Raw genomic sequence first — 26,779 nt, forward strand, 5'->3', positions numbered from 1 at the left:
TCCGCACATTTTTTTGTGGCGCGGACGTTGACACATACTCCTCAATCGAGCCAAACTAGCGCTAACCGTTACCAAGCCGACGAGGTTTGGCCGGACGTCCAAGGTTAGGATCTTGGACTGCCAGGTGGGAATGGGCACCCACTTGGAAGCACGAGTCACACCACGACGGTGACTCACCCACCCATCCATAGTTGTGCCGCCCGGTCGCGCTCGCGTTGATTCGCGAGCTTTTGGCCCGGTTTTTCGGAACCGGTGTGCCGCTGTGCGACCAAGCGGCGCAACTGCGATCCGCTGCGCGGGTTGCTTGGATGGAGTGGTGCAGCATGGCTGCTAAATCAACTACGGGCGAGAAGCTCACGTGGGATGTCGGCGATCTCGCCGAAGTCGTTAAGAAAAGTCGGCCGGTCGTTCACCGGATTCTGAAAACAGACCCTGACCTCCTGCCTCCGCCCGCGAGGCGAATCGGGCGCGTTTATCTATGGCTCCCCGACGAGGTCATGGCTTGGTTGCGGGGCGAGGAGAGACCCTCTTCCCCTGCTGTTGTCTGCCCTCCAGCTAAACGCGGGCGCGGGCGCCCGCGCAAGGATGCTCAGCAGTCCGCAGGGGGTGCAGCATGAGCGCCACGCCCTGGAAAAGTTATCCACAGACCGAGGAGACTAGAGAAACCGGTAGTTTGTTGGTTGGTTGTTTTAATAAACAACTAACGGGGGTGCGGACAAAAACTTGGACTACCAGGAGGTAGTTCATGTATTCCTACGAAGATCGAATCCGAGCGGTCGAGCTCTACATCAAACTGGGCAAGCGCACCGGTGCCACTATCCGCCAGTTGGGATATCCGACGAAGAACTCGTTGATGAGCTGGCATGAGGAGTACGAGCGGCGCCTGGACCTGCCGTCCGGCTACGCGCGCTCAAAGCCGAAGTATTCTCAAATTCAGAAGAAGAAGGCTGTCGAACACTACGCCGAGCACGGGCGCTGCATCGTCGCCACGGTCAAGGCGCTGGGCTATCCGTGCCGCGATTTGCTGCGTGCCTGGATTGATGAACTGGACCCTGACTCCCGCCAGCGCGTTGTCGGCAGAGCCGTCAGTGCGCCTCGGCTGCCGCAACTGAAGAAGCAGGCAGTCCTCGAGCTGTGCACTCGTGAGGGAAGTGCGCAGGCGGTTGCTCAGAAGCTTGGCGTGAGCAGGCCGACGTTGTACAACTAGAAGAACCAGCTTCTGGGACGTGAGGCACCCGCATCCATGAAACACACCAATCAGTCCCCGCGGGCTCAAGAGCGCGATGAGCTCGAGCGCGAGGTTGAGGCGTTGCGCCGCGAAGTCAGGCAACTGCGCCTTGAGCAGGACCTCTTGAACAAGGCCAATGAACTGCTAAAAAAAGGCCTGGGCGTCGATCTGCAGCTCCTGTCCAACCGGGAGAAGACACTGCTGATTGACGCCCTCAAGGAGCACTATGGTCTGCCAAAGCTCCTTGGACAGTTGGGTCTTGCACGCAGCTCGTACTTCTACCATCGGGTCCGAGCGGCCGCCGGCGACAAGTACCTTGAAGTAAGGCAGTCCATCACCGATATCTTCGAGTCGAACCATCGCTGCTACGGCTACCGCAGGCTGCAGGCCTCGCTGACTAGGCAAGACGTCACAATCTCCGAGAAGGTGGTGCAGCGCCTGATGAAGCAAGAGAGCCTAGTCGTGGCTAAGCCCAAGCGGCGCAGGTATGCGTCCTACCTTGGCGAGATCAGCCCCGCGCCTGAGAACATCATCGACCGAGACTTCCAGGCCGCGGCACCGAACAAGAAGTGGCTCACGGACATCACGGAGTTCCAGATCCCTGCAGGTAAGGTCTACCTGTCGCCGATCATCGACTGCTTCGATGGGATGGTGGTGAGCTGGACCATTGGCACGAGCCCGGATGCTGAGCTGGTCAATACCATGCTGGATGCAGCCATCGAGACGGTGACAGACACCGCTGACCGGCCTGTGGTTCACTTCGACCGCGGGGGGCACTACCGCTGGCCAGGCTGGATATCGAGGATGCGCGATGCCAACTTCACCCGCTCGATGTCTCGCAAGGCATGCTCCCCTGACAACGCAGCCTGCGAGGGGTTCTTCGGTCGGCTGAAGAACGAACTGTTCTATCCTCGGGACTGGAAGAGCGTCACCCTTGCGCAGTTCATTGAGGCAGTCGACGACTACATCCGCTGGTACAACGAGAAGCGGATCAAGATCTCCCTTGGCTCACTCAGTCCCATCGAATACCGAGAGAGCCTTGGACTCACGGCATAAAACCAGTCCAAGTTTTTATCCGCACCCCCGTTTTGGGTTGGCACTAACAGGCTGTCACATCACCAGGAAAAACAACCTCTTTTTCCTTCACAAATCGCTGCAAGTCCCTCCAGGGCGTTTGAGCCGCGATGGAGGTCGACTTCGGTCTATCAGCAACGTAAGTCCGCCACAGCTCAAACACCTCATCCCAGGTCGGCCCACCTTCGACTTTGTCGGAACTATCGACCGACCCAATCCCCGCCACAACGGTAAGCGGATGAGGCGGTTGTGAGGGGATGGAATCGGTGTGCAGTACGCCGCCTTGGCGGACAAGCTGATGGTCAAGCGTTTCGACGACCGCGCGGGTAAATAGAAAGCCTGCTCTTTTGGCTTCCTCCTCTGACGGAACATAGTCAATCCCACAAAGAGAGAGGTACTCAAACAGCGGTCGATGCACGCCCTCAGTCTTACCTTGCGCAAGCAAGCGACCAAAATATGCACGCTGAGTACTCAGCTTAACGCCGAGCTCATCGAAGTCCTCGTCATCCAGCCCTTCCTGGCGACGCTTCTCGTCACCGGCAAGTACGTTGGAAAGCCAAGATTGGCCAACAAGCTGTAGCTGCTCATCGGTGAGACTGCTGATGCTCTTGGGTGCCCAAGATGCGCACCCCATGCCGCACTTTTGCTGTTTTTCCTCAAACTCTGCATCAATTCGCTGCAACTCGGCACGCGCTCGCACTTTCCCTTCACGGAGGTCGGAAGTTCCGAGACTCAAGGTGATATGGGTCGTTTTTAGGGGATACGTCATGCGGATGGCGTCTGGGATACGGCGGCGGATGTAGAGGATTCCGCGCTTACCGCGTTGATAGATGTGTTCGGCTACTGCTTTCATGGTCTTTCTCACTGCGTGTGACAGACCGTGTAACAACCAAATTTATCGCACCAACGAAAACGGCTTGATTCCTAATGAAATCAAGCCGTTATAACGTTTCTATCGAATTTTGGGGTGGCTGATGGGGCTCGAACCCACGACAACAGGAATCACAATCCTGGACTCTACCAACTGAGCTACAGCCACCGTAGCTTTAAATTATAGCCCGTAAATTTGCTCTTTAAGAGCAACGGGGTTATTTTTCTGCAACCCCTTCGGTGATCAATGAAGGTCGGGGTGCCTTGATCTGGACTTTGAACCGCTGCTTAAGCAGTTCGTAATAGGCAGAACCTTCCGCTGTGGCGAGCCACTGCACGTATTGCTGGCGTTCTTGTTGTGCACGCTGTGCATCAGGAGCCTCGCGTGGGATCACGCGACTGATCTTGACGACTGCGTAGCCAGCGGAGCCGAGGTCAACCCCTGTCCAACCAGGCAAAGGGTCTGCAGGGGCGCGCAAAACCGCATCAACGATGGGCCGTGGCAGGTTACGGCTTTGCTCGCGCGACACTTCAGTAGCGGGTGCCAAGCCGGTTGCCGAGCCTGGAGCGGCCTTCCATGCTGCAAGCTTGGTTTCACCCTCCTTGCGAGCCAGTTCTGCCGATTTTTCGGTCACATAAAGGGTGCGCACGCGGGCACGCACTTCATCCAGCGGCAGAAGACGCGCGGGGGTGTAAGCCGTTACGCGACCCGACACCAGTTGGCTCGGGCCAAACTCTACGGCTTCGGTATTGCGTTTGTTCTCCAGGGAGTCTGCAGAGAACAACGCTTCGAGGAACTTGGCATTGGCCAGGGGGCCCTTCGCACTCGGCGCTGGACTGCGCATGACGCCTGTAGCGGTCAACACCTTCAGCTTGAGCTTCTCGGCAACTGGCTGCAGACTGTCTGCTTGCTCATATACGCTGTTGGTAAACGATTCGGCCACTTCAGCGAACTTGCGCTGTGCCTGTTGCTGCTTTAGCTCAGCCTCCATGGTGGGGCGCAATTCTTCAAATGAAGGCTGCCGAGGGGTTTTGATGTCTGTCAGCTCGATGATGTGATAACCGAAGTCGGACTCGACCACATCGCTGATTTCACCTTTCTTGAGGGCAAAAGCAGCCTCTTCGAAAGGCTTGACCATGGCACCACGGGCAAAGAAATTAAGATCCCCTCCTGCCACAGCCGAGCCCTTGTCATCCGAGTATTTTTTTGCCAGCTCGGCAAAACTCGCTGGATTCTTACGCACCTGCGCAAGCAATTCACCCGCCCGGGCTTTTGCCTTTTCGCGGTCCGCTGCGGGGGCATCCTTGGCGGCGTTGATGAGAATGTGGCTGGCGCGGCGTTCTTCCTTGCCAGCCATGCGGCCTACGTTCTCTTTGTAGTAGGTACGCAGATCGTCTTCGCCCAGGGCAATGCTGGCACGAACGCTGTCGAGATCGAGCACCAGGTATTCAACGGCTGCTTGTTCGATCTGCTGGAATTGCTCTGGATGGGCCTTGTAGTAAGCCTCCAGATCCGCGTCGGTGGGTGTGACCTTGGCGGCAAAATCCGACGCATTGAAACGCGCCACCTGGACTTCGCGCCGCTCATACAGGGCATCCAGCGCGAGCTTGACCTGGGCATCGGTGGCAAAGGCTGAACCCATCACGCCGCCCATCACCTGGTTGACCGAAATATCGCGGCGCACGTTGGCTTCAAAACCTTCGGGGGTGAGACCCTGGGCCGCTACCAAGGCACGGTAAGCATCGGCGTCGAGCGTCCCGTCGGGGCGCTTGAGACCTGCAATGGCAGGGATTTCTTGCAGGCTACGTGCCAAGCGCGCATCGCTGGTCAAGAGATGCATCTTCTGCGCGGCCGCTGCCAGCACGCGATCACGCACCAGACGCTCCAGCGTGGCATAGCGCGCGCTGGGTGAATCGAGCAGTTTGGGATCGACCGACGGGGATTGCGCACGAATGCGGTCTGTCTCCATGCGGTGGGCATTGTCCCAGTCTGTCTGGTTGATTTTTTGGCCATCAACGCGCGCCACCACCGGGCTCTTTTCAGAGAAGTAGTTGCTGTCGATACCTACCAGTACAAACGATGGAATGATCAGCAAGAACAAGAAGACCATCACGATCTTGGAGTGCTTGCGGATGGATTCAAACATGGTCGATCTTTCAGAGGGGGAAAAACAAAAGGCGAACTTGCGTTCGCCTTTGTTCGGTGATGGTGGGTCCTGACGGTCTCGAACCGCCGACCTACTCCGTGTAAAGGAGCCGCTCTACCAACTGAGCTAAGGACCCCACCTAAACTGATTGTCAGTTCAAGGCATCTTTCAATGCCTTGCCTGGACGGAACTTTGGAACTTTAGCAGCTTTGATTTTAATCGTATCGCCGGTGCGGGGATTGCGACCAGTGCGTGCAGCACGCTTGCCCACGGCGAACGTACCAAAACCGACGAGCGACACCGTGCCGCCCTTCTTGAGAGTCTTCTTGACCGCCTCGATCGTGGACTCCAGAGCGCGCGCAGCGGCGGCCTTGGAAATATCAGCGTTGGTAGCGATGTGCTCAATCAATTCGGTTTTGTTCACAAGAGGCCTCTCGGAAAAGCGTTGATGGAATATCTCGACGATATCTGGTCTTCACGCGTCTGACAGCACAGCAAATAGCTGGGGGTCGTAGACGGGGGAATGACTGGCATACACAGCAGTGGCTGCTGCATCAGATTAAAGCCATCGAGTTCAGGGTGTCAATACAACACGCTGTTTTGAGTCAGCGTTGCGTTGAATTCTAGTCGCATTTCAAGCTGCGACAGGGCTCGCAAGGTGTTTTTGTCTCAAACGCGCCGTATGGGCAGCATTACGGATTGACACCTCAATCACAGCAACACTCAAACGGCACTCAGCGCTTGGGCGATGGCCTGGCCGACGTCCTTCGTGCTGGATGTTCCGCCCAGATCGGCGGTGCGAGGGCCGCCATTTGCAGGATCCAGAACAGCCTCTATCGCCGCCACCACGGCGTCGTGTGCGGGGCGATAGCCGAGGAAGTCGAGCATCATCGCGCCACACCAGATCTGGCCAATGGGGTTGGCAACGCCCTTGCCCGCGATATCCGGGGCCGACCCATGGACCGGCTCAAACAGCGAGGGCATCGTGCGCGTGGGGTTGAGATTGGCGCTGGGTGCAATGCCGATGGTGCCGGTGCACGCCGGCCCCAGGTCCGAGAGGATGTCGCCAAACAGGTTGCTGGCCACCACCACATCGAAGAAGTCGGGGCGTTGCACAAAGTGAGCGGTGAGGATGTCGATGTGGAACTTGTCCACCTTCACATCGGGATAGGCCTTGGCCATCTCGGCCACGCGTTCGTCCCAGTAGGGCATGGTGATGGCGATACCGTTGGACTTGGTGGCGCTGGTCAGGTGCTTCTTGGGGCGAGACTGGGCCAGGTCGAAGGCGAACTTGAGCACGCGGTCCACGCCGTGGCGCGACATCACCGTCTCCTGCATCACGATCTCGCGCGGCGTGCCTTCGTACATGCGGCCACCGATGCTGGAGTATTCGCCCTCGGTGTTCTCGCGCACGATCCGCATGTCGATTTCGCCGGGCAGGCGTGGGCTGCCGTCGCGGCGCACCACGGGCGCGATCACGCCGGGCATGAGGCGCGCGGGGCGCAGGTTGATGTACTGGTCGAACTCGCGGCGAAACAGCAGCAGCGAACCCCACAACGAGACATGGTCGGCAATCTTCTCGGGCCAGCCTACAGCGCCAAAGTAAATCGCCTCGTGGCCGCCGATCTGGTCCTTCCAGTTGTCGGGCAGCATCTTGCCGTGCTTTTCGCAGTAGTCCCAGCTCGAAAAGTCAAAGTGGTCGAATTGCAGGTCGATCCCGAATTGGCGCGCAGCGGCGTCCATCACGCGCAGGCCCTCGGGCATGACTTCCTTGCCAATGCCGTCACCGGCGATGACTGCAATCCGATGCTTCGCCATTCATTTGCTCCTAAAAATATAGCTATCCGCGCTTATTGATAAAGCGCTACAGGCATAAAAGCCTTCAAACTTATTTGACGCGCGCCCTGATCTCGGGCAGCGCCTTCTGAAGGTAATACACCATCGACCAGACGGTAAGCACGGCCGATGCCCAGATCAGCCAGGTGCCCCACACGCCCGTGTCAACCACACCAAACAGGTGTCCGTCGTACAGCAGGAAGGGGATGGCCAGCATCTGCACCGTGGTCTTGACCTTGCCGATCATGTGCACCGCCACGCTCTTGCTCGCACCGATCTGCGCCATCCATTCGCGCAGGGCCGAGATCGCGATCTCGCGGCCGATGATGATGAGCGCCACGAACACGTCGGCACGCTGCAGGTGTACCAGCACCAGGAGCGACGCGCACACCAGAAACTTGTCGGCCACCGGGTCCAGAAAGGCGCCAAAAGAAGACGTCTGGTTGAGCTTGCGCGCCAGATACCCATCGAGCCAGTCGGTGGCGGCAAACACCACAAACATCACGGTGGCAATCAGGTTGCGCGTGGCCGGATCCAGCGGTGCATAAAACACCCCCACGATCAAAGGTATCGCGACGATGCGCGTCCAGGTCATCAGGGTGGGGATAGTCCAGAACATGGCGGCGATTGTGTCACGGCACGGCCGTGGAACGGCACACGGGGCTTATCTCAATGCCTTGTAAATTTCTTCCGCCAGCTCGCGCGAGATGCCATCCACCGTGACCAGGTCCTCCACGCTGGCCGATGCCACGCCGCGCACGCCACCAAAACGTTGCAGCAGACGCGCCCGCTTCTTCGGCCCCACGCCTGCAATCTCCTCAAGCTGCCCGCCCCCCACACGCACCTTGGCGCGTGCGGCGCGCATGCCGGTGATGGCAAAGCGGTGCGCCTCGTCGCGGATTTGTGCCACCAGCATGAGCGCGGCCGAGTCCTTGCCCAAATAGACCTTCTCACGCCCATCGGCGAACACCAGCTCTTCCAGGCCCACCTTGCGGCCCTCGCCTTTCTCGACGCCCACGATGCGCATGAGATCCAGCCCCAGCGCGGTGAACACCTCGCGCGCCACGCCCACCTGGCCCTTGCCGCCGTCGATCAGCACCAGGTCGGGCAGGCGCGCCACGCCCTTGGACTTGACGGTGCCCTCGGCACCCTCGGCGTTCGGCGGCGGGGTGGCGGCAAAGTCGATGCCACCGGCCTCGCGCGCGGCCTCCACCACCTTGCTGTAGCGGCGGGTGAGCACCTGGCGCATGGCGGCATAGTCGTCACCACCGGTGATGCCCTCGATCTTGTAGCGGCGGTATTCGCTGCTTTGCATCTTGTGGTGGTGGAACACCACACACGACGCCTGGGTGGATTCACCCGCCGTGTGCGAGATGTCGAAACACTCGATGGTGAGCTGATCCAGGTCTTCGGGTGGCAGGTCCAGCGCCTCCACCAGCGCACGCGTGCGCGCCTGTTGCGAGCCCTCTTCCGCCAGCAGGCGCGCCAGTTGCAGGTCGGCGTTCTTTTGCGCCATGTCCAGCCAGGCACGGCGCTGCTCGCGCGGCTGGTGGATGGCCGTCACCCGCACGCCCGTTTGCTCGGACAAGGCTTCCAGCAGCGCCTTGTCCACCGGCACACTGGTCACGAGCAGCGGGGGCACGGGCACGCCGATGTAGTGCTGGGCGATGAAGGCCTCCAGCACCAGCGCCTCTACGGCACGCCCCGGGCGATCGGGGCGCTCGGGGCGCTCGACGCGTGCAAGAGGCTCGGAGCCACCAACGCCGTCAACACCATGGGGGCCATCAGGGCGTTCAGCCCCCGCATCCTCGTCATCGGTGCGCTCGGCGTTATAGACGGCAGCCGCATCCTCGACGTGCACCGGGAAATAGGGCCTATCGCCCAGGTGGCGGCCACCGCGCACCATCGCCAGATTCACACAGGCGCGACCGCCCAGCACACGCACGGCCAGGATGTCCACATCCTTGTCGTCCGCAATCTCGATGGACTGCTGGTGCAGTACCCGCGACAGGGCCTGGATCTGGTTGCGCACCTCAGCGGCCTGCTCGAATTCGAGCTGGCCGGAGTGCGCCATCATGCGTGCCTCCAGCGCCTGCAACAGCTCCTGCGTTTCGCCGCGCAGCAAGGCCTCGGCATGCTGCACATCGGCGGCATAGGCCTCGGGCGAGATGAGATCCACACAGGGCGCGGTACAGCGCTTGATCTGGTACAACAGGCACGGCCGCGTGCGGTTGGCAAACACGGTGTCTTCGCAGGTGCGCAGCCTGAACACTTTTTGCAGCAGCTGGATGGTCTCTTTCACCGCCCACGCGCTCGGGTAGGGGCCGAAGTAGCGGTGCTTTTTGTCCACCGAGCCCCGGTAATAAGCCATGCGCGGAAACACCTGACCGGGCGCATCGTCCCCCCTGGCCACCGCACCGGGCGTGCCGGTGATCTTGAGATACGGATAGCTCTTGTCGTCCCTGAACAGGATGTTGAACTTGGGGTTCAGCGTCTTGATGAGATTGTTCTCGAGCAGCAGCGCCTCGGCCTCGGAGCGCACCACCGTGGTCTCCATACGCACGATCTTGCTGACCATGTGGCCGATGCGGGTGCCGCCATGGTTCTTCTGAAAATAGCTGGACACCCGGCGCTTGAGGTTGAGCGCCTTGCCCACATACAGCAGCGCATCCTGCGCGTCGAAATAGCGGTACACGCCCGGCAGCGCGGGTAGCGCAGCCACCTGCGCCAGGAGTTCTTCGGAATGCACTTTAGAACCTATTCAATGTCTTTTTGGAGTCACACAAGTGCCTTGCCGGGATGGGATGCCAGGCGCGGGGTGCAGCCGATAGCCCGTGTTATCGGCAAGCGCCGCAACGCCGCAGACCGCCCGGCAAGACACTTGCCCGTAGGGTTGGAGTGAAATCGGGCGATTGAATGCCTCGGCCGCTTGCATGGGCACGAGCCCATGCGGCGCATCAGAAGCATCCACTCATCCCGATTGCACTCCAATGTGATTTCCAAAAAAACATTGAACAGGTTCTTAGACATGGCGCGTATTGTGGCTGCGCGCAACATGGCGCCCAGCCACAGGGCCACCAGATGCTATGCAATCAATAGCTTCTAGCGCTTATCCATCAAGCGCCAGAGGCCAATTTGACTGTTATTCTGCTTCGATCTTCGAGGTTTTCACCACGGACGCCCAATTGGCCAGATCAGCCTTGACCTTGTCGCCCAGCTGCGCAGGGCTCTGGTAGTCGGCCGTGGCGCCCTGCTCCAGCGCCTTTTGCTTGAAGGCCGTGCTTTGCACCACCGTGCGGATGTCGGCGGTGAGCTTGTCCACCACCGGCTTGGGCACGGCGGCAGGCACAAACACGGCAAACCACGACGTGGCATCGACCTTGGGGTAACCCGCCTCGGCGGTGGTGGGCACATCGGGCAGGCTGGGCAGGCGCTGCTTGCCCGTCACGGCCAGCACGCGCAGCTTGCCGCTGGCGATGTGGGGCATGAAGGGCGGTGCAGTGCCAAAGGTCAGGTCCACCTGGCCGCCCAGCAGGTCTTGCAGCGCAGGGCCCGTGCCTTTGTAGGGCACGTGGACCATCTTGATGGCGCCCTGCTGCTCCAGCATGGCACCGGTCACGTGCTGCAGCGAGCCGTTGCCCGACGAGGCGTAGTTGAGCTTGCCGGGGTTGGCCTTGGCGTAGGCGATCAGCTCGGGCAGCGTCTTCACCGGCAGGTCGGCCCGCACCACGATGATCTGCGGCGCCGAGATCACATTGGCCACGGGCTGGAAGTCACCCTGGTCCCACTGCTTTTGTTTCGTGATGTGGGGCGAGATGACGTGGTAGCCCGAGTACTGCATCAGCAGCGTGTAGCCATCGGCCTCGGCGCGCTTGACGATGCTGGCCGCAATATTGCCGTTGCCCCCGCCTTTGTTGTCGACCACCACCGTCTGGCCTAACACCGGGCCCAGGGCCTGCGCCAGCATGCGCGCAGAAAGGTCCGTGGTACCACCTGCTGCGGTGGGCACCACCATGACCACGGTTTTGCTGGGGTAGGCGCCCTGCGCCAAGGCCGAGCCCCACAACCCCGTGGCGATGGCCGCCAGGGCCAGGGTGGTGAATTGCTTGCGATGCAGATTCATGCGATGTCTCCGTTTTCTCTGTTGTTGAATTTCGTTTCGGGGTGGCAGCAGGGCCGTCAGCGACCGCTGTCTCAGCATCTCAGTCCACCGTGGCGCCGGTGTCCTTCACGACGCGGCTCCATTTAGGCAGGTCGGACTTCACCAGCGCCGCCAATTGCGTGGCCGTTCCCTTGAAAGGCTCGCAGCCCACGGTGGCCAGTTTCTCGACCACCTCCTTGTGCTCCAGCGCGCGGGTCACTTCGGCCTGCAGCTGTGCCACGATGGACGCAGGCGTGCCCGCCGGGGCAAACAACGCATACCAGGGCGCCTGGCCAAAGTCCTTGATCGTCTCGCCAATCGTCGGCACATCGGGCAAGGCCGCCACGCGTTTTTCATTGACCACGCCCAACACCTTGAGCTTGCCCGCCTTGATGAAGGCAATGACCGAGGGCAGGCTTTGCACCGACAGCGGCACCTGCCCGCCCACCACATCGGTGGCCGCAGCCGCCGAACCCTTGTAAGGGATGTGCTGCAGCTGGATGCCCGCCGCCTTTTGCAGCATCTCGCCAATCAGGTGGTTCAGCGTGCCGTTGCCTGCCGAGGCAATGGCATATTTGCCGGGACTGGCCTTGGCCAATGCCACCATTTGTGCCACGTTATTGGCCGCAAAGGACGGGTGGGCCACCAGCACATAACCGGCGGTGGCGACGGGCGCCACAGGTTCAAAGTCCTTCGTGGGATCGAACCCCGGGCTCTTGTACAGCGCCGGGCCAATGACATGCGCGCTGTCCGAGGTCAGCAGCAGCGTATAGCCATCGTTGCGGACGCGGGCCGTGGCAGCCGTGGCCAAGGTGCCGCCCGCGCCGGGACGGTTATCCACGATCACGCTCTGCCCCAATTGCTCACTGAGCTTTTGGGCCACCACGCGGGCGATCGCGTCGTTGGCCCCGCCTGCGGCCTGGGGCACGACCACGGTGATGGGCTTGGAGGGGAACTTGTCCTGTGCGCCCGCAGCAAAAACAGCACAACACAGTATGGCCGCCGTGAGGATGCGGCGGGGCAGCATGGGGTGGAAGGTCATGGCTTTTGTCTCCTGGTTTTATGAAGGGAATGCTGGCTCGCCCGTGTTCAGCGGGAAAGCGCCCTTTCGCGGATCGCCTCGAAATCCGCAGGTACCGAATGCAGCGCCAGGCGCGGACCCGCCTTGGCGATCTGGCTCGGAATATCGTGGCCGATGAGCGCAGGCAACTGCTGCGCCGCTGCCACCAGCCGGGCCAGGTCCACGCCCGTGTCGTAGCCCATCAGCGCCAGCGCATGCACGATCTCTTCGCTGCACACATTGCCGCTGGTGCCCGGTGCATAGGGGCAGCCGCCCAGGCCGCCCAGCGAGGCATCGAAGCGGTCCGCACCCGCGTCGATGGCGGCCAGCACGTTGGCCAGCCCCATGCCGCGCGTGTTGTGGAAATGCAGGGTGAACTCCACACCCGGCCAGCGCGCGCGGGCTGCAGCCGTGAGCTGATGCACCTGCGTGGGGTAGGCCATGCCCGTGGTGTCGCACAGCGTGATGCCGCGCACCCCGAGGTCCACAAAACGCTGCACCCAGCCAAACACATCGGCCTGGTCCACATCGCCCTCCATGGGGCAGCCGAACACGCAGGACAGCGACACATTCACCGCCACGTTGGCGCCCTGCGCCAGGGCCACCACCTGCGCGAGCGCTGCGAATGACTGCTCCTGCGTCATGCGCAGGTTGGCCAGGTTGTGCGTGGCGCTGACCGACATGACGAGGTTCAGCTCATCCGTGCGCGACTCGATGGCGCGCTCTGCCCCGCGCAGGTTGGGCACCAGCGCGGTGTAGACCACACCAGGGCGGCGCGTGATCTCGCGCATCACGATCTCGGCGTCGCGCAGCGCAGGGATGGCCGTAGGCGAGGTGAACGAGGTCACCTCGATCTTGGCCAGGCCCGCCGCCGACAACGCGTTGCACAGCGCGATCTTGTCGGCTGTGGGCACAAAGGCTTTTTCCATCTGCAGGCCGTCGCGTAGGCCGACTTCCTGCATGTGGATGCGGCGGTTCGCGCCCTGCCATACGGCATTGTTGTTGGACGTACTCATTGAATCACCCCCTTGCTGCGCAACAGCGCAATCTGTTCAGCCGTCAACCCTGCCTCGGCCAGCACGGCATCCGTGTCGTCGCCCAAATGCGGCGCACTGCTGCGAATGGTGCCGGGCGTGGCCGAGAGCTTGGGCACGATGCCGGGCACTTCCACGCTGTAGCCGTCGCGCGTCTCTTGTGTCAGCAGCATGTCGCGGGCGCGGTAGTGCGGGTCTTCGGCGATGTCCTTGGCGGTGTAGACCTTGCCCGCAGGCACGCGGGCGGCGCCCAGCGCGTCCAACACCTGCTGCACCGTGCGCTGGGCGCTCCAGGCGCCGATGGCGGCGTCGATCTCTTCCACGCGCGCCACGCGGCCGGTGTTGTTGGCCAGGTCAGGCGCAGTGCCCAGGTCGAGCCTGCCAATCGCATCCATCAGCCGCTTGAAGATGCTGTCGCCATTGCCTGCCACCAGCACCCAGCCGTCCGTGCAGGGGTAGGCGTTGCTCGGCGCAATGCCCGGCAGTGCGCTGCCTGCGGCCTCGCGCACGGCGCCGAAGGCGCTGTACTCGGGGATCAGGCTTTCCATCACGTTGAACACGGCCTCGTGCAGCGCCACGTCGATCACCTGGCCTTGGCCGCCGTTGACCTTGCGGTGGTACAGCGCCGTGAGCACGCCGATGGTGCCGTGCAGTGCCGCCAGCGTGTCGCCAATCGACACACCCACGCGCACCGGCACGCGGCCCGGCTCGCCGGTCAGGTGACGCAGGCCGCCCATGGCTTCGCCAATGGCGCCAAAGCCTGGCAGGTCGCGGTAGGGGCCGGTCTGGCCATAGCCGGAGATGCGCAGCATGACCAGCCCGGGGTTAAGTGCGTGCAGCTCCTCAGGCGACATGCCCCAGCCTTCCAGCGTGCCAGGGCGGAAGTTCTCGATCAGCACATCGGCCTCGGCAATCAGCTGGCGGGCTATGGTTTGGCCTTCCTTCTGGCGCAGGTCCAGCGCCACCGAGCGCTTGTTGCGCGACTGCACCTGCCACCAGACGGAAGTGCCTTCCTTGATGAGGCGCCAGTTGCGCAAGGGGTCGCCGCCCGACGCACCGGGTCGGCTCGGGTCTGCGGGCGCCTCGATCTTGATCACGTCGGCGCCAAATTCGCCCAGCGTCTTGCCGCAGAACGGCCCGGCAATGAGCTGGCCCATTTCGATGACGCGCACGCCTTGCAGCGCGGCGGGGGAAGCGATGGAATCCATGGAAATGCGTGTCTCCTGCGGGGCGTCGGCCCGTGGCTTGTTGGCGCGAATGATGCGCACAGTCCGCCCACCCGCAAAACGCTCATGCAACAGGCCACCATCGCAAACCGGCATGGCAAGCCGGCCCGCTTGGTACCATGGGCGCCCCATGAAACTCGACCCTGTCTCCCTGCGCCTGTTTGTGGCCGTGATGGAAGAAAGCACCATTGCCGCCGCCGCTGCGCGCGAGCACCTGGCCGCCTCGGCCGTGAGCCGCCGCCTGGCCGACCTGGAAGACGCCTTGCAGGTGAGCCTGTTCACGCGCAGCAACAAAGGCACCGAGCCCACGTCCGCCGCCTATGCGCTGCTCAACCTGGCGCGGGGTGTGCTCAACGACCTGGACGGCATTGCCACCCAGATGCGCGAATACGGCACTGGCGTGCGCGGCCATGTGCGGGTGGTGGCCAATATCTCGGCCATCACGCAGTTTTTGCCCGCGCAGTTGCAAGGCTTCATGGCGCTGCACCCGCAGGTGGACGTGCGGCTGCAAGAGCAGATCAGCAGCGCCATCGCGCACTCGGTGGCAGAGAACGCCGCCGACGTGGGCATCCTCAACGCAGGCCATTACGGCGAACGGGTCACGCTGCTGCCCTATCGAACGGACGAGTTGGTGCTGGTGGTGCCCACGGGCCACGCGCTGGCGCGCCGCCGCACGGTGCGGCTGGTCGACGCATTGCCGTTTGATTTTGTCGGCGCCCACCCCGGAAGCGCCATCAACAACCAGCTGGCGCAGGCCGCATCGGTTGCGGGGCTGCCGCTGCGCCTGCGCATCCAGGTCACCAGCTACGACGCCATGTGCCTCATGGTCAACGCAGGCCTGGGGGTCGGCGTGATGCCGCGCGGCAGCGCCGCTTTGTACCAAGGGCAGTTGGCGGTGCGCACCGTCACACTCGATGAGCCCTGGGCACAGCGACAACTGGCGCTGTGCGTGCGATCGGAAGAGTCGCTCTCCAGCGTGACCCGTTTGCTGGTGGACCACCTTCGCGACGTATCAACCCCGCCCTCGCCCCCTCATCAACCTGCCCCGTGACCCCACCAACCCATCACCTTTCATCGCACAGTGACCTGCCATCTGCATGGCAGCCCCTGCCCGCCCTCCAGTGGGACGTGTTCTGCCGCGTGATCGACAACTTTGGGGATATCGGCGTGTGCTGGCGCCTGGTGGCGCAGTTGGCCGGCTTGGGCCACCGCGTGCGCCTGTGGCTGGACGACGCCTCGGCCCTGGAGTGGATGGCGCCCGCTGGCTGCCCCGGCGTGGAACTGCGCACCTGGGGTTCACCGCCACCCGTCCCACACGAACGCAGGCCTGACGTGATGGTGGAGGCCTTCGGGTGTGACATCGATCCTGAATTCATAGCATATAGCGCACGCCAATCAAGCGCTGCAGCCGAAAACAGCCCCAAACCCGTCTGGATCAACCTGGAATACCTGTCGGCAGAAAGTTATGTGGAACGCAACCACCGGCTGCCTTCACCCATCCTGTCAGGCCCCGCCACCGGCTGGACGCGCTGGTTTTTCTACCCCGGCTTCACCCCGGCCACGGGCGGCCTGCTGCGCGAACCCGACCTCATGGCGCGCCGGGCAACATTCGACCGCCTTGCCTGGCGTGCCGCGCACAGGGCCGCGTTCAGCCTGGGCCATGGGGATAGAGACGGCGAAGACGAAGGCGACGGCGATCCGGGGCAACGCTGGGTATCGCTGTTCTGCTACGAGCCCCCGGCCCTGGCCGATTTGCTGCGGCAGTGCGAAAAGCAGCCCACGCAGTTGCTCGTCACCCCGGGCCGCCCTGCGGCGGCCGTGCGGTCGGCACTGGCAGAAATTACGGGTCAAATCAGCCTCCAGCGCTTATCTGACAAACGTAACCAGCTATGTATTTCATACCTCTCCGCACGCCCGCAGCCTGCGTTTGACGAGATGCTGTGGGCCTGCGACTTCAACGCCGTGCGCGGCGAAGACTCGCTGGTGCGCGCACTGTGGGCGGGCCAGGCGCTGGTCTGGCACATCTACCCGCAGCACGACAACGCGCACCACGACAAGCTCTGGGCGTTTCTGGACTGGCTGCAGGCCCCCGCGTCGCTGCGGCAATTCCACGCCACCTGGAACGGGCTGGACACCGCGCCGCTGCAATGGCCCGACCCCCACACCCTGGCAGAGTGGACGGCCTGTATTGAGGCCGCCCGTGCACGCCTGCTGACGCAGGACAACCTCGTCGCACAACTTTTGGGCTTTGTCGCCGAAAAACGGTAAAATCCGAGGCTTTGCGCAAAACAGGTGGCGCTTCAGTGCCCCACCCCGCGCATTCCCGCCGCGGAACATGCATCGGCAAGGCAAACAGCAGATCCTTCAGCCAGTTTGCCGGCCCGTGCATTGAGCGGCCCCAACCCAAGCAACATGCTATGAAAATCGCTCAAGAAATCCGCGCCGGCAACGTCATCATGCACGGCAAGGACCCCATGGTCGTCCTGAAGACCGAATACGCCCGCGGCGGCCGCGGCGCTGCCACCGTGCGCATGAAGCTCAAGAGCCTGATCGGCAACTTCGGCACCGAAAACGTGTTCAAGGCTGACGACAAGATCGACAACGTGATCCTGGACAAGAAAGAGTGCACCTACTCTTACTTCGCCGACCCGATGTATGTCTGCATGGACACCGAGTACAACCAGTACGAAGTCGAAGCCGAAAACATGGGTGACTCGCTGAACTACCTGGAAGACGGCATGACCGTGGAAGTGGTGTTCTATGACGGCAAGGCCATCTCGGTTGAGCTGCCCACCAGCGTCGAACGCGAAATCACCTGGACAGAACCCGCCGTCAAGGGCGACACGTCTGGCAAGGTGCTCAAGCCCGCCAAGATCGCCACTGGCTTTGAAGTGCCCGTGCCGCTGTTCGTCTCGCAAGGCGACAAGATCGAAATCGACACCCGCACGGGTGAATACCGCAAGCGCGTGTAATCGTGCCGATACCGCACACAGCAAAAAGGCTTCCCTCGGGAAGCCTTTTTTTATGGCGTCACGCCACATAACGCTACAAAAAAGTGAGCTGTCAGCGCTTGTTATGCAATAGTTTCACAAATTAAATAGTATGAAACCCAATGCCACCAAGCGCTACCTGATCACTTTTTAGAAGGGCTGCCCGATCAGATCGTGCCCACGCACGCCCACGATGCGGGCCTTGGTGAACTCGCCCACCTTCATCGTCTTGCTGATTTTCTCGGGCGGCAGCAGTTGCACGGTGCCGTCGATCTCGGGCGCATCGGCATAGCTGCGGCCCACGCCGCCTTTGCGGCCCAGGCCCGGGGCAGAGTCCACCAGCACCTGCATGGTGGCGCCCACACGGCGCTGCAACTTGGCAATCGACACCTCTTCGGCCACGGCCATGAAACGGGCTCGGCGCTCTTCACGCACCTCGATCGGCAGCATGCCGGGCAACTCGTTGGCAGCAGCACCCGTCACATCGCTGTAGGCAAAGCAGCCGGCGCGGTCGATCTGCGCCTCACGCAGGAAGTCGAGCAGGTGCTGGAATTCTTCTTCGGTCTCGCCAGGGAAACCGGCGATGAAGGTGCTGCGAATCACCAGTTCGGGGCAGGCCTCACGCCAGCGCTGGATACGCTCCAGATTGCGCTCACCACTGGCGGGGCGCTTCATGCGCTTGAGCACGTCGGGATGGCTGTGCTGAAACGGCACGTCGAGATACGGCAGCACGCGGCCCGTGGCCATGAGCGGGATGATTTCATCCACGCTCGGGTAGGGGTACACATAGTGCAGGCGCACCCAGGCGCCGTAGGGTTCGGCAATCTCACCCAGCGTCTGCACCAGCTCCAGCATGCGGGTCTTGACGGGCTTGCCGTCCCAGAAACCGGTGCGGTACTTCACGTCCACACCGTAGGCGGATGTGTCCTGGCTGATCACCAGCAGTTCTTTCACGCCGCCTTCGAACAAGGCCTTGGCTTCGCTGAGCACGTCCCCGACGGGGCGCGACACCAGATCACCACGCATCGACGGGATGATGCAGAAGGTGCAACGGTGATTGCAGCCTTCGCTGATCTTGAGGTAAGCGTAGTGCTTGGGCGTGAGCTTGATACCGGCCACGCCAAACGCGCCCGGCACCAGGTCGATGAAAGGGTCGTGCGGTTTGGGGAGATTCAGGTGGACAGCATCCATCACCTCTTGCGTGGCGTGGGGACCGGTCACGGCCAGCACACTGGGGTGCATCTGTTTGACCATGTTGCCGCCATCTTCACCGGCACGCGCGCCCAGGCAGCCGGTGACGATGACCTTGCCGTTTTCGGCCAGCGCTTCACCAATGGTGTCCAGGCTTTCACGCACGGCATCGTCAATGAAACCGCAGGTATTGACGATGACCAGATCCGCACCCTGAAAGGTTTTGGAGGTTTCGTAACCCTCAGCGCTCAGTTGCGTGAGGATGAGTTCAGAGTCCGTCAGGGCCTTGGGGCAGCCCAGGCTGACGAATCCGACTTTGGGGGTTTTTGTGGGGGACAGTACTTCGCTCATATCCCCGTATTGTCCCAGTTCCGGCGTTGAACCGGTGTGAATGCCCTATTCCGAGACCGTTTGCCTTCCGCTGGGGCAAATGAAACGGGCGCGGCGCCCGTGGGGGATGCCGGGCACGGACCGCCATGCAACGAAGGCATCGCCCCCTCTGGTGGCAGGCGCATAGCGCCTCGGGGCTTATCTCTTCAGTCCAAACGCACCCAGCATCTGCTCGGTCTGCTTTTGCATCTGCTCCTGCATTTGCGTGAGCATGGACTGAGATTGCTCCACATAGTTGCCCATCATGCCCTTGAGCATGGGCGACTGCAGGTTCATGAATTGCGCCCACATCTCTGGCGTCACACTCTGCGACTGCTCGGCGAGCTTGGCCTGTACATCGGTGAAGGCCTGCACGTTCTTTTCCAGATAAGCCCCCATGAAACCCTGCATGGCATGGCCATAAAACCGGATGATGTTGGCCAGCACCGCTTCGGTGAACATCGGCGCACCGCCCGCCTCCTCTTCCAGAATGATCTGCAGCAAGATGCTGCGGGTGAGGTCTTCGCCCGTCTTGGCGTCACGCACCACCACGTGCTCACTGGCCATGACCAGTTGGCGCACCTCGGCCAGCGTGATGTAGGTGGACGTGTCTGTGTCATACAGACGGCGATTGGGATACTTCTTGATGACGCGCTGGGCCGACTTGGACATCGCACTTTTCTGTTCGGACACAACGAACTCCTCGGGTTGAAACCCATGTATTGCAGTGCAACACATTCTAGGGAAACCATACCGCCAAAGTGGCAGAGGAATACCCTGAGACACCGGGCACAAGACACCACGCACCTCGCACCGATATCTTGCACACCCGCCCCCTCCCCCCCAAGCCGGTGGTTATGGTTTGGCGCATGCAGCCACTCAATGGCTTTTCTTTCCAAACCGCAACATCGACACCGCGTGCATTGGCACACGATGGGCACCAAGAGCATGCGGCACGCTGTCTGACAGACACGGGGGCGCCCCAATGCGACAGTGCGGCCTTTGTCTGTGCCCATGCCCGAAGGTCTTCATCTCTCTCCCTGGGTGGCTACCGCGTTGGCCGCCATTGTTGCGGTGCTGCTGGCTGCCATTGCCCACCGCATTGCCGCCGTGCTGGTGCGCCACGCCACCAGCCCCATCCCGGTGGCGCATGCGGTGGCCATGGGCTGCGTCCCTGCCATGCGGGTGTTGCTGCCCCTGCTGGCACTGCAACTCGTCTGGCAGGCTGCCAGCGATGAGCTGCGTTACATCAACGCGGTGCGCCATCTCAATGGGTTGGCAATCATCGCGTGCGCCTGCTGGCTGCTCATCGCCGCCATTGGCGGGCTCGCCAGCGGCATCATTGCGCAGCATCCGGCGGACGTCGAAGACAACCTCACGGCCCGGCGTATTGCCACCCAGGCCCGCGTGCTATCGCGCATCGCAATGACAGGGGTGATGATGACGGGCACGGCCATGATGCTGATGACTTTTCCGGGCGCGCGACAGGTGGGCGCCAGCCTGCTGGCATCGGCCGGCGTGGTGGGCATCGTGGCGGGCATTGCGGCACGCCCGGTGTTCAGCAACATCATCGCCGGGCTGCAGATCGCGTTGGCCCAACCCATCCGTATCGACGATGTGCTCATCATTGAAGGTGAATGGGGCCGGGTGGAAGAGATCACCAGCACCTATGTGGTGCTGCGCATATGGGACGAGCGGCGCCTCATCATTCCGCTGCAATGGTTCATAGAGCATCCGTTTCAAAACTGGACACGCACCAGCTCCGAAATTCTGGGCACCGTCTTCCTGTTTGCTGACTACGCCCTGCCGCTGGAACCGTTGCGTGCTGAACTGCAACGCGTGCTGGAGACCGCCCCCGAATGGGACCGGCGCGTGAGCGTGCTGCAGCTCACCGACGTGACAGAGCGAACGATACAGATCCGTGTACTGGTTTCAGCGCGCTCATCGGGCCTGGCGTTTGACCTGCGTTGCCGCGTGCGCGAAGCGCTGGTCACCTTTATCCAGCGCGAATACCCGGACTGTTTGCCCCAGGTGCGGGGGCGCATCGAAAAAAACACGGGCGCGCCTGGCGCGGTACAAGCCACGGGCGCACACGGGATGTGACTTGCAAGCACCGACATTGCCGCGATGAATGAACAACCGAACAAATGCGGGACGGAAATGGGCAAATGGCCAACGGGCGAACACAGCGCCACCCGTCGTACCTGCCAAACATGCAATGAGGAAAGAAAACAAAAAACCGCCTGTTCGGGCGGTTTGGTGTTGTATGGATTTCTGAAAAATCCACATCAAGTTTTTTGGTATCTGAAAGCTGGTTTCTTTCAGCAAAAAACTTGGTAGGCGCGATTGGACTCGAACCAACGACCCCCACCATGTCAAGGTGGTGCTCTAACCAGCTGAGCTACGCGCCTGTCGTTGTTTAGACTGCGATTATAGCCATAAAAATAGCGCCGATCAGGTCACTTCGATAACAAATCAAGGTTGGGCAGTTTTTTTCTCAGCGCCGCCGCGCAGAGCGCACGCCCACCACGCCGGCCACAATGCCCAACACCTTGTTCAGGCGGCCTGAGTCTGCGACCTCCACCGTGAAGGTCATCCATGCCGTGCCTTTGACGGACTGAGTCTGCACGCCGATCACATTGGTTTTCTCGCGGGCGAACACTTCCGAGATATCGCGCAGCAGCCCTTGCCGGTCGGCGGCCTCTACAGCCACATCGACGGGGTACACCGCTGCATTTGCGGCCTGCTTGGGGGCCCCCCATTCGACCTCGATCACTCGTTCGCCATTGCGCACCGCCATTTCGCGAAAGTTGCTGCAGTCGGCGCGGTGCACGCTGACCCCTTTGCCACGTGTGACAAAGCCCCGGATCGCATCCGGTGGTGCGGGCTTGCAGCATTTGGCCAGTTGGGTAAGCAACGAATCGATACCCACCACCAGCACGCCGCCCTTGGGCGCAGATTCATTGCTGCGGGCTTTTTTGAGCAGCAGAAAATCATCGGGTGCAATGGCGGGCTCGGGAGGGCGCAGCACTGTTTCGATGTTGCGCAGCGAGAACTCGTCCTTGCCCACCACTTCAAACAACGCGTCGGCAGACTTGAAGCCCAGCTGAATCGCCAGGTCGTCCAGCTTCACGGCGGTCTTGCCCTCGCGCTGCAAAAGCTTTTCCACCGCTTCGCGGCCACGGGCGACGGTTTCGTGGGTGGCCTGGGCGTTGAACCAGGCGCGCACCTTGGCCTTCGCCCGGTTGCTGACAAGGTAGCCCAGCTCGGCATTAAGCCAGTCTCGCGAAGGTCGCCCTTCTTTCACGGTGGATATCTCTACCGTCTGCCCGTTTTGCAGGGCAGTGTTCAGCGGCACCATCGAACCATCGACCTTGGCGCCACGGCACCGATGCCCCAGGCTGGTGTGCACGGTATACGCAAAGTCCACCGGGGTGGCGCCCTGGGGCAACTCCACCACGGCCGCATCCGGCGTCAGCACATAAATGCGGTCTTCAAAAAGCCCCCGGTGCGCAGAGGCGCCCGCCAGGTCGCGCTCCCACGCGAGCAGCTGGCGCAGCACAGCGATTTTCGAGTCGTACTCCCCTGCCGCAGAAACGCCTGCATATCCCTTGCTGCCCGCCTCTTTATAGGCCCAGTGCGCCGCCACGCCATGCTCTGCGTGCTCGTGCATGGCCTGTGTGCGGATCTGAATCTCGATGGGTTTACCGTGATCATCCCGCACCACGGTATGAAGCGACTGGTAGCCATTGGGTTTGGGGCGGGCGATGTAGTCGTCAAACTCTTCCACAATGGGCGAGAACTGTTCATGCACCCAACTGAGCGCCGCGTAACAGTCTTTCACCGTAGGCACCACGACACGCAGCGCCCGGATGTCGAACACCTGGTCAAAGTTGAGCGACTTGCCACGCATCTTCTTGACGATGCTGTAGATGTGTTTGGGGCGCCCCTGCACGCTCGCACTGATGCTGCGCGCGCGCAGGTCGGACTCCAGGCGCCCGCGCAGTTGCTCCATGTAAACCTCGCGCTCACCGCGTTTTTCATCCAGCAGGCGGGCCACTTCCTTGTAGGTGTCGGGTTCCAGAAAACGGAACGACAAGTCTTCCAGTTCCCATTTCACCTGCCAGATGCCCAAGCGATTGGCCAGCGGGGCAAAAACCTCCAGCGATTCGCGTGCAAGGCTGGGTGACACCGGGCGCTTGCTGGCGGCATGAAAACGCAGCGTCTGCAGGCGCGAAGCCAGACGCAGCATCACCACCCGCAAGTCGCGTGAAAACGCGAGCAGCATCTTGCGCACGTTTTCGGTCTGGATGGCCGGGTCATCGAGCTGCTGCGCCCCACGCGCCTGCAGCTGCACGCGCATCAGGTTGGTGGTTTCGACAGCCAGTGCGGCAAAGTTGGCACCGAAGGCCTTGGCAATGACCTCCTCGGGCTTGTTGAGGTGAATGCAAGCGTGCACCAAGTAGCTGGCCGCCTGCATGGCTTCCGAGCCACCAATGCCTTTGAGAATGGCGGCCACTGCATCGGCATGGGCGAGCGTGTTCTCACCGGAATCCAGGAACTCGCCAGCCATCAGGGGCTCGGCAAAAGAGCGCGCGCGCACCAGCGCGTTCACCTGCTCAGGCAACGTGTGGGCCGTTGCCGCGATGAGCTGGGGGACAACATCCATCTGAGGGCCTGCAGGCGCCTGTGCGAGAGGGTTGGTTTTCATCCGGCCATAACACTTTCCGACGCCAGCAAAAAACCGGTGACCGCGGCCACCTGATCGGGCGCCACCAGTGTGGGGGCGTGCCCCACACCGTCAAATTCAACCATGTGTGCACGCGGGCCCCGCAGCGCCATGGCATGTGCAGTGTCGCGCGTCAGCAGGTCTGACTGCGCACCACGCAGCAGCAGGGTATGCGCCGTGATGTGGTCATACAGCTGCCACAGCGTCTTTTCTCCTTCTAAAGCGGCGGCCTGCGTGAGGCTTTTGAATGGCACAACAATGCGGGGGTCGTAGTGCAGCGTGACACCCCCTTCTGGCAACGGGCGCACCATTGCGCGCGACAGCTCCAGCCACTGTGCAGGTGTGTGGGGGCCAAAGCTGGTGGAAACTGCCCACATGGCGTCAGCCGCCTGTTGCAGCGACTCGAAACGCACCAGTTGCCCAAGGTATTGGCCAATGCGCTGCAGCGCCTCCCATTGGATGGTGGGCCCGACATCGTTAAGCACCAGGCGACGCACTGGCGCGGGTAGCGGCAACCCGGCCTGACCCGCCACGGCCATGCCAATCAGCCCGCCCATGCTGGTCCCCACCCAGTCGAGCGTGGCGATGGGCGCAGCGTGGTGCACCTGCGCCAGCAGTGCCAGCATGTCGGCTGCGTACTGCGGTATCTGGTAACCCAGGGGGTCAGCCAGCCAGTCGCTGTGGCCACGCCCCACGACATCGGGGCAAATCACGCGGGCATGAGGGCTGAGCGCGCGCGCCAGGGTGTCAAAGTCGCGCCCCTGGCGCGACAGGCCATGCACACACATGACCACGTGGGGGTGCGCTGGGTTGCCTGTGGCGTTCCATTCCCAGTACGCCATCCGGTGCTGCCCGCAGGGCGCGGGCTCAATGGCCGGAGTCACCGGTAAAGTGCCCTCTGCGGCAGGGCCAGAGCACAGTACGTAGTTCAGCGTAGGTTCAATCATGGGTGCGAAATCCGGGATCAGCGCTCGATAATGCTAGTGAAAGTCGGCACACTTTAATGTGCAAGTCATACCCGGCTTCCCTTGTGTTGCATCGTAATTCATTCGGAGAGACTCTCATGCTGAACGGCAAAACCGCACTCGTCACAGGCTCCACCAGTGGCATTGGTCTTGGCATCGCGAAGGCACTGGCCCGCCAAGGTGCCAACATCGTGCTCAACGGCTTTGGCGACGTGGACGGCCCGCGCGCCGAGGTCCTGGCTGCGGGCGCCGCTGCCGGCGCGCAGGTCGCCTATCACGGCGCCGACATGAGCCGCGCGGCGGACATCGAGGACATGCTCAAATACAGCGCCTCGCAGTTCGGACGTGTGGACATTCTGGTCAACAACGCCGGCATCCAGCATGTGGCCCCGGTGGAAGACTTCCCCGTGGAGCGCTGGGATGCGGTGATCGCCATCAACCTGAGCAGCGCATTCCACACCTCACGGCTGGCCCTGCCCGCCATGAAGAGCGCCAACTGGGGCCGCATCATCAACGTGGCATCGGTACACGGGCTGGTGGGTTCAGCGCAAAAATCCGCCTACGTGGCCGCCAAACACGGCATCGTGGGCCTGACCAAGGTCATTGCGCTCGAAAACGCGGCCACGGGCGTCACCTGCAATGCGATCTGCCCGGGTTGGGTGCTCACGCCGTTGGTGCAAAAGCAGGTCGATGCCAAGGCGGCAGAGCATGGCATATCGAACGAAGACGCCAAAAAGCTCTTGCTGGGCGAAAAAGAGCCGTCGATGCAGTTCACCACGCCTGAAGAGCTGGGAGAGCTGGCGGTATTTTTCTGCTCCCCCGCCGCCAACAATGTGCGCGGCGCGGCCTGGAACATGGATGGCGGCTGGGCCGCCCAATAACAACGAACAACGCCCCGGCCTGAGCAAGCCAAACACGGGCACGGGCCAACCGACGTGAAGCCGTGCGACCCTGCGGGGGCACCAACAGACGCCAACGCCACGGCGAGGATGGTGGAGAGTGCGCCCTAAAGCACTCTCCTTGCACTCTTGCACTCTTCTTTTGATAGCTGCTAGCGCTTATAAATAAAGCGCTAGCAGCCATTTACACCTAAATTTTCGGCGCAACAACACCGCCCGTGCTTACCGCATCTGCACGGAGCCCGACACGTTCACGATGACCTGCGCCTTGCCCGCTTCTACCGGCACGGCAGAGTCAGCATACGAGCCCATTTTCGCCTCTGCCGCCATCATGCGTGGGCGCGGGCCGGGCATCATTTCATTGCTGTTCACAGACACTTCGCGCAGGCTGTAGTTGCTGAAACCAAAGCCTTTGGCCAGCTCGGACGCCCGGGCTTTGAACTGCTCAATGGCCTGCGTCTGCGCCTCGCCCTCCACCTTGGCGCGGGCTTCGCGCGACAAGCCAAACGCCACCTGGTTGATGGCCAGCGTCTGGATCTTGCCAGCCGTCGCGGTGATCCGGGCGAAGTCACGGCCTTCGAGCACCAACTCAGCGCGGCCTTGCCAACCATTGATCTTGCCGTCCTTGCCGTAGCGCGGGTACAGGCCAAACGGGCCGGTGCGCACATCCAGCTGGCCGGGCTGCGCGCTGCGCTTGGCTTCGGTCAAGGCGGCGTCGAGTGCCTGCTTGAGCTGGCTTTGCACCGTGGCCGCATCGGCGGCTTCTTTGCTCGTCGCCAGGCTGAGCACCAACAGATCCTGCTGAACTTCCACCGTCCCGGTGGCCGACAACTGGACCACATTGCGTGGCTCGGAGACCGGGGCGGTTTGGGCGAAAGCCGCGCCCGCACAGGCGAGCACAGCGGTGGCAGCAATCAGCGATGTCTTCAGTTTCATGGCAAAAATGTCCTTCAGGTCGGTGCGATGCCTTCTTGCGGGCACTGCGGGCCACCACCTTAACCGCATGCCCAATATCCCTTG

General features: G+C 61.9%; 21 protein-coding genes, 3 tRNA genes and 1 pseudogene. 7 read left to right on the forward strand and 18 right to left on the reverse strand.

The window, feature by feature from the left end:
- Positions 1-745: 745 nt before the first annotated feature.
- Positions 746-2,284, forward strand: a pseudogene (locus KI609_RS14590) (IS3 family transposase).
- Between the two features lie 43 nt (positions 2,285-2,327).
- Here KI609_RS14590 and KI609_RS14595 read toward each other — a convergent pair.
- The 12 genes from KI609_RS14595 to KI609_RS14650 form a co-directional block, all read right to left on the reverse strand.
- Entirely contained in the window at positions 2,328-3,155 is an 828-nt protein-coding gene (locus tag KI609_RS14595; protein ID WP_226444323.1) for a DUF6538 domain-containing protein, read from the reverse strand.
- A gap of 110 nt (positions 3,156-3,265) precedes the next feature.
- A tRNA-His gene (locus KI609_RS14600) sits at positions 3,266-3,341 on the reverse strand.
- Between the two features lie 49 nt (positions 3,342-3,390).
- On the reverse strand, positions 3,391-5,319 hold the full coding sequence (locus KI609_RS14605) for a SurA N-terminal domain-containing protein (protein WP_226444325.1): 1,929 nt from the start codon (positions 5,317-5,319) through the stop codon (positions 3,391-3,393).
- 60 nt (positions 5,320-5,379) lie between these two features.
- Positions 5,380-5,455 (reverse strand) — tRNA-Val (locus tag KI609_RS14610).
- Between the two features lie 15 nt (positions 5,456-5,470).
- Positions 5,471-5,776 carry an HU family DNA-binding protein gene (locus tag KI609_RS14615; RefSeq protein ID WP_226450428.1) on the reverse strand — a complete coding sequence of 102 codons (306 nt, stop codon included), beginning with the start codon at positions 5,774-5,776 and terminating at the stop codon, positions 5,471-5,473.
- A 266-nt stretch (positions 5,777-6,042) separates the two neighbouring features.
- Positions 6,043-7,137 carry a tartrate dehydrogenase gene (locus KI609_RS14620; protein ID WP_226444327.1) on the reverse strand — a complete coding sequence of 365 codons (1,095 nt, stop codon included), beginning with the start codon at positions 7,135-7,137 and terminating at the stop codon, positions 6,043-6,045.
- Positions 7,138-7,207: 70 nt separating this feature from the next.
- Entirely contained in the window at positions 7,208-7,774 is a 567-nt protein-coding gene (gene pgsA / locus KI609_RS14625; RefSeq protein WP_226444329.1) for a CDP-diacylglycerol--glycerol-3-phosphate 3-phosphatidyltransferase, read from the reverse strand.
- A 45-nt stretch (positions 7,775-7,819) separates the two neighbouring features.
- Positions 7,820-9,904: an excinuclease ABC subunit UvrC gene (uvrC, locus tag KI609_RS14630; RefSeq protein WP_226444330.1), complete on the reverse strand. Its 2,085-nt coding sequence runs from the start codon at positions 9,902-9,904 to the stop codon at positions 7,820-7,822.
- Between the two features lie 393 nt (positions 9,905-10,297).
- Positions 10,298-11,278, reverse strand: coding sequence for a Bug family tripartite tricarboxylate transporter substrate binding protein (locus KI609_RS14635; RefSeq protein WP_226444331.1), 981 nt, complete (start codon positions 11,276-11,278; stop codon positions 10,298-10,300).
- A gap of 79 nt (positions 11,279-11,357) precedes the next feature.
- Positions 11,358-12,338 (reverse strand): Bug family tripartite tricarboxylate transporter substrate binding protein, encoded by a 981-nt coding sequence (locus KI609_RS14640; RefSeq protein WP_413463325.1) that lies wholly within the window; start codon positions 12,336-12,338, stop codon positions 11,358-11,360.
- Positions 12,339-12,385: 47 nt separating this feature from the next.
- Complete coding sequence (locus KI609_RS14645) at positions 12,386-13,372, reverse strand: hydroxymethylglutaryl-CoA lyase (protein ID WP_226444332.1); 987 nt, start codon at positions 13,370-13,372, stop codon at positions 12,386-12,388.
- Positions 13,369-14,598, reverse strand: a complete 1,230-nt coding sequence (locus tag KI609_RS14650) for a CaiB/BaiF CoA transferase family protein (protein ID WP_226444333.1) — start codon at positions 14,596-14,598, stop codon at positions 13,369-13,371. Before KI609_RS14650 ends, KI609_RS14645 begins: the two co-directional genes overlap by 4 nt.
- A gap of 148 nt (positions 14,599-14,746) precedes the next feature.
- Here KI609_RS14650 and KI609_RS14655 point away from each other — a divergent pair, with 148 nt between their 5' ends.
- The 3 genes from KI609_RS14655 to efp all read left to right on the forward strand — a co-directional run bounded on the left by KI609_RS14655 (position 14,747) and on the right by efp (position 17,588).
- Positions 14,747-15,667 (forward strand): LysR family transcriptional regulator, encoded by a 921-nt coding sequence (locus KI609_RS14655; protein WP_226444334.1) that lies wholly within the window; start codon positions 14,747-14,749, stop codon positions 15,665-15,667.
- Positions 15,668-15,702: 35 nt separating this feature from the next.
- Positions 15,703-16,884 carry an elongation factor P maturation arginine rhamnosyltransferase EarP gene (earP, locus tag KI609_RS14660; protein ID WP_226450432.1) on the forward strand — a complete coding sequence of 394 codons (1,182 nt, stop codon included), beginning with the start codon at positions 15,703-15,705 and terminating at the stop codon, positions 16,882-16,884.
- A gap of 149 nt (positions 16,885-17,033) precedes the next feature.
- Positions 17,034-17,588, forward strand: coding sequence for an elongation factor P (gene efp, locus KI609_RS14665; protein ID WP_226444335.1), 555 nt, complete (start codon positions 17,034-17,036; stop codon positions 17,586-17,588).
- A 168-nt stretch (positions 17,589-17,756) separates the two neighbouring features.
- On the opposite strand, the gene rimO is transcribed toward efp, so the two are convergent.
- Both rimO and phaR read right to left on the reverse strand, forming a co-directional pair.
- A complete protein-coding gene (rimO, locus tag KI609_RS14670; protein ID WP_226444336.1) occupies positions 17,757-19,148 on the reverse strand; it encodes a 30S ribosomal protein S12 methylthiotransferase RimO in 1,392 nt (463 codons plus the stop codon).
- A gap of 177 nt (positions 19,149-19,325) precedes the next feature.
- Positions 19,326-19,838: a polyhydroxyalkanoate synthesis repressor PhaR gene (gene phaR / locus KI609_RS14675; protein ID WP_226450434.1), complete on the reverse strand. Its 513-nt coding sequence runs from the start codon at positions 19,836-19,838 to the stop codon at positions 19,326-19,328.
- A gap of 342 nt (positions 19,839-20,180) precedes the next feature.
- Here phaR and KI609_RS14680 point away from each other — a divergent pair, with 342 nt between their 5' ends.
- Positions 20,181-21,269 (forward strand): mechanosensitive ion channel family protein, encoded by a 1,089-nt coding sequence (locus tag KI609_RS14680; protein ID WP_226444337.1) that lies wholly within the window; start codon positions 20,181-20,183, stop codon positions 21,267-21,269.
- Positions 21,270-21,293: 24 nt separating this feature from the next.
- Positions 21,294-21,506, forward strand: a complete 213-nt coding sequence (locus tag KI609_RS14685; protein WP_226444338.1) for a hypothetical protein — start codon at positions 21,294-21,296, stop codon at positions 21,504-21,506.
- Here the strand turns inward: KI609_RS14685 and KI609_RS14690 are convergent.
- From KI609_RS14690 to KI609_RS14700, 3 genes are all read right to left on the reverse strand, one after another.
- A tRNA-Val gene (locus tag KI609_RS14690) sits at positions 21,501-21,577 on the reverse strand. The two genes, KI609_RS14685 and KI609_RS14690, sit on opposite strands and share 6 nt — an antisense overlap.
- 86 nt (positions 21,578-21,663) lie before the next feature.
- Entirely contained in the window at positions 21,664-23,877 is a 2,214-nt protein-coding gene (locus tag KI609_RS14695) for a RelA/SpoT family protein (protein ID WP_226444339.1), read from the reverse strand.
- The gene (locus tag KI609_RS14700; protein ID WP_226444340.1) at positions 23,874-24,842 is read right to left on the reverse strand and encodes an alpha/beta fold hydrolase; all 969 of its coding nucleotides are present in this window, start codon (positions 24,840-24,842) and stop codon (positions 23,874-23,876) included. The genes KI609_RS14695 and KI609_RS14700 overlap by 4 nt, the downstream gene beginning before the upstream one ends.
- A gap of 116 nt (positions 24,843-24,958) precedes the next feature.
- On the opposite strand from KI609_RS14700, the gene KI609_RS14705 reads away from it, so the two are divergent.
- Positions 24,959-25,741 carry a 3-hydroxybutyrate dehydrogenase gene (locus KI609_RS14705; protein WP_226444341.1) on the forward strand — a complete coding sequence of 261 codons (783 nt, stop codon included), beginning with the start codon at positions 24,959-24,961 and terminating at the stop codon, positions 25,739-25,741.
- A gap of 240 nt (positions 25,742-25,981) precedes the next feature.
- Here the strand turns inward: KI609_RS14705 and KI609_RS14710 are convergent, their stop codons facing one another.
- Entirely contained in the window at positions 25,982-26,695 is a 714-nt protein-coding gene (locus tag KI609_RS14710; protein ID WP_226444342.1) for an SIMPL domain-containing protein, read from the reverse strand.
- Between the last annotated feature and the right edge of the window lie 84 nt (positions 26,696-26,779).

The sequence above is a fragment of the Acidovorax radicis genome (genome assembly GCF_020510705.1).
GTDB lineage: Bacteria > Pseudomonadota > Gammaproteobacteria > Burkholderiales > Burkholderiaceae_C > Acidovorax > Acidovorax radicis_A.

Excerpts from the sequence above, each read along its gene's own strand:
- KI609_RS14635 (WP_226444331.1), bottom strand. The coding sequence starts at position 11,278 with ATGAATCTGCATCGCAAGCAATTCACCACCCTGGCCCTGGCGGCCATC.
- KI609_RS14680 (WP_226444337.1), top strand. The coding sequence starts at position 20,181 with ATGCCCGAAGGTCTTCATCTCTCTCCCTGGGTGGCTACCGCGTTGGCC.
- efp (WP_226444335.1), top strand. The coding sequence starts at position 17,034 with ATGAAAATCGCTCAAGAAATCCGCGCCGGCAACGTCATCATGCACGGC.
- KI609_RS14655 (WP_226444334.1), top strand. The coding sequence starts at position 14,747 with ATGAAACTCGACCCTGTCTCCCTGCGCCTGTTTGTGGCCGTGATGGAA.
- KI609_RS14695 (WP_226444339.1), bottom strand. The coding sequence starts at position 23,877 with ATGAAAACCAACCCTCTCGCACAGGCGCCTGCAGGCCCTCAGATGGAT.
- KI609_RS14700 (WP_226444340.1), bottom strand. The coding sequence starts at position 24,842 with ATGATTGAACCTACGCTGAACTACGTACTGTGCTCTGGCCCTGCCGCA.
- KI609_RS14710 (WP_226444342.1), bottom strand. The coding sequence starts at position 26,695 with ATGAAACTGAAGACATCGCTGATTGCTGCCACCGCTGTGCTCGCCTGT.
- KI609_RS14705 (WP_226444341.1), top strand. The coding sequence starts at position 24,959 with ATGCTGAACGGCAAAACCGCACTCGTCACAGGCTCCACCAGTGGCATT.
- KI609_RS14620 (WP_226444327.1), bottom strand. The coding sequence starts at position 7,137 with ATGGCGAAGCATCGGATTGCAGTCATCGCCGGTGACGGCATTGGCAAG.
- KI609_RS14595 (WP_226444323.1), bottom strand. The coding sequence starts at position 3,155 with ATGAAAGCAGTAGCCGAACACATCTATCAACGCGGTAAGCGCGGAATC.
- phaR (WP_226450434.1), bottom strand. The coding sequence starts at position 19,838 with ATGTCCAAGTCGGCCCAGCGCGTCATCAAGAAGTATCCCAATCGCCGT.
- KI609_RS14605 (WP_226444325.1), bottom strand. The coding sequence starts at position 5,319 with ATGTTTGAATCCATCCGCAAGCACTCCAAGATCGTGATGGTCTTCTTG.
- KI609_RS14640 (WP_413463325.1), bottom strand. The coding sequence starts at position 12,338 with ATGACCTTCCACCCCATGCTGCCCCGCCGCATCCTCACGGCGGCCATA.
- rimO (WP_226444336.1), bottom strand. The coding sequence starts at position 19,148 with ATGAGCGAAGTACTGTCCCCCACAAAAACCCCCAAAGTCGGATTCGTC.
- pgsA (WP_226444329.1), bottom strand. The coding sequence starts at position 7,774 with ATGTTCTGGACTATCCCCACCCTGATGACCTGGACGCGCATCGTCGCG.
- KI609_RS14645 (WP_226444332.1), bottom strand. The coding sequence starts at position 13,372 with ATGAGTACGTCCAACAACAATGCCGTATGGCAGGGCGCGAACCGCCGC.
- KI609_RS14650 (WP_226444333.1), bottom strand. The coding sequence starts at position 14,598 with ATGGATTCCATCGCTTCCCCCGCCGCGCTGCAAGGCGTGCGCGTCATC.
- KI609_RS14685 (WP_226444338.1), top strand. The coding sequence starts at position 21,294 with ATGAATGAACAACCGAACAAATGCGGGACGGAAATGGGCAAATGGCCA.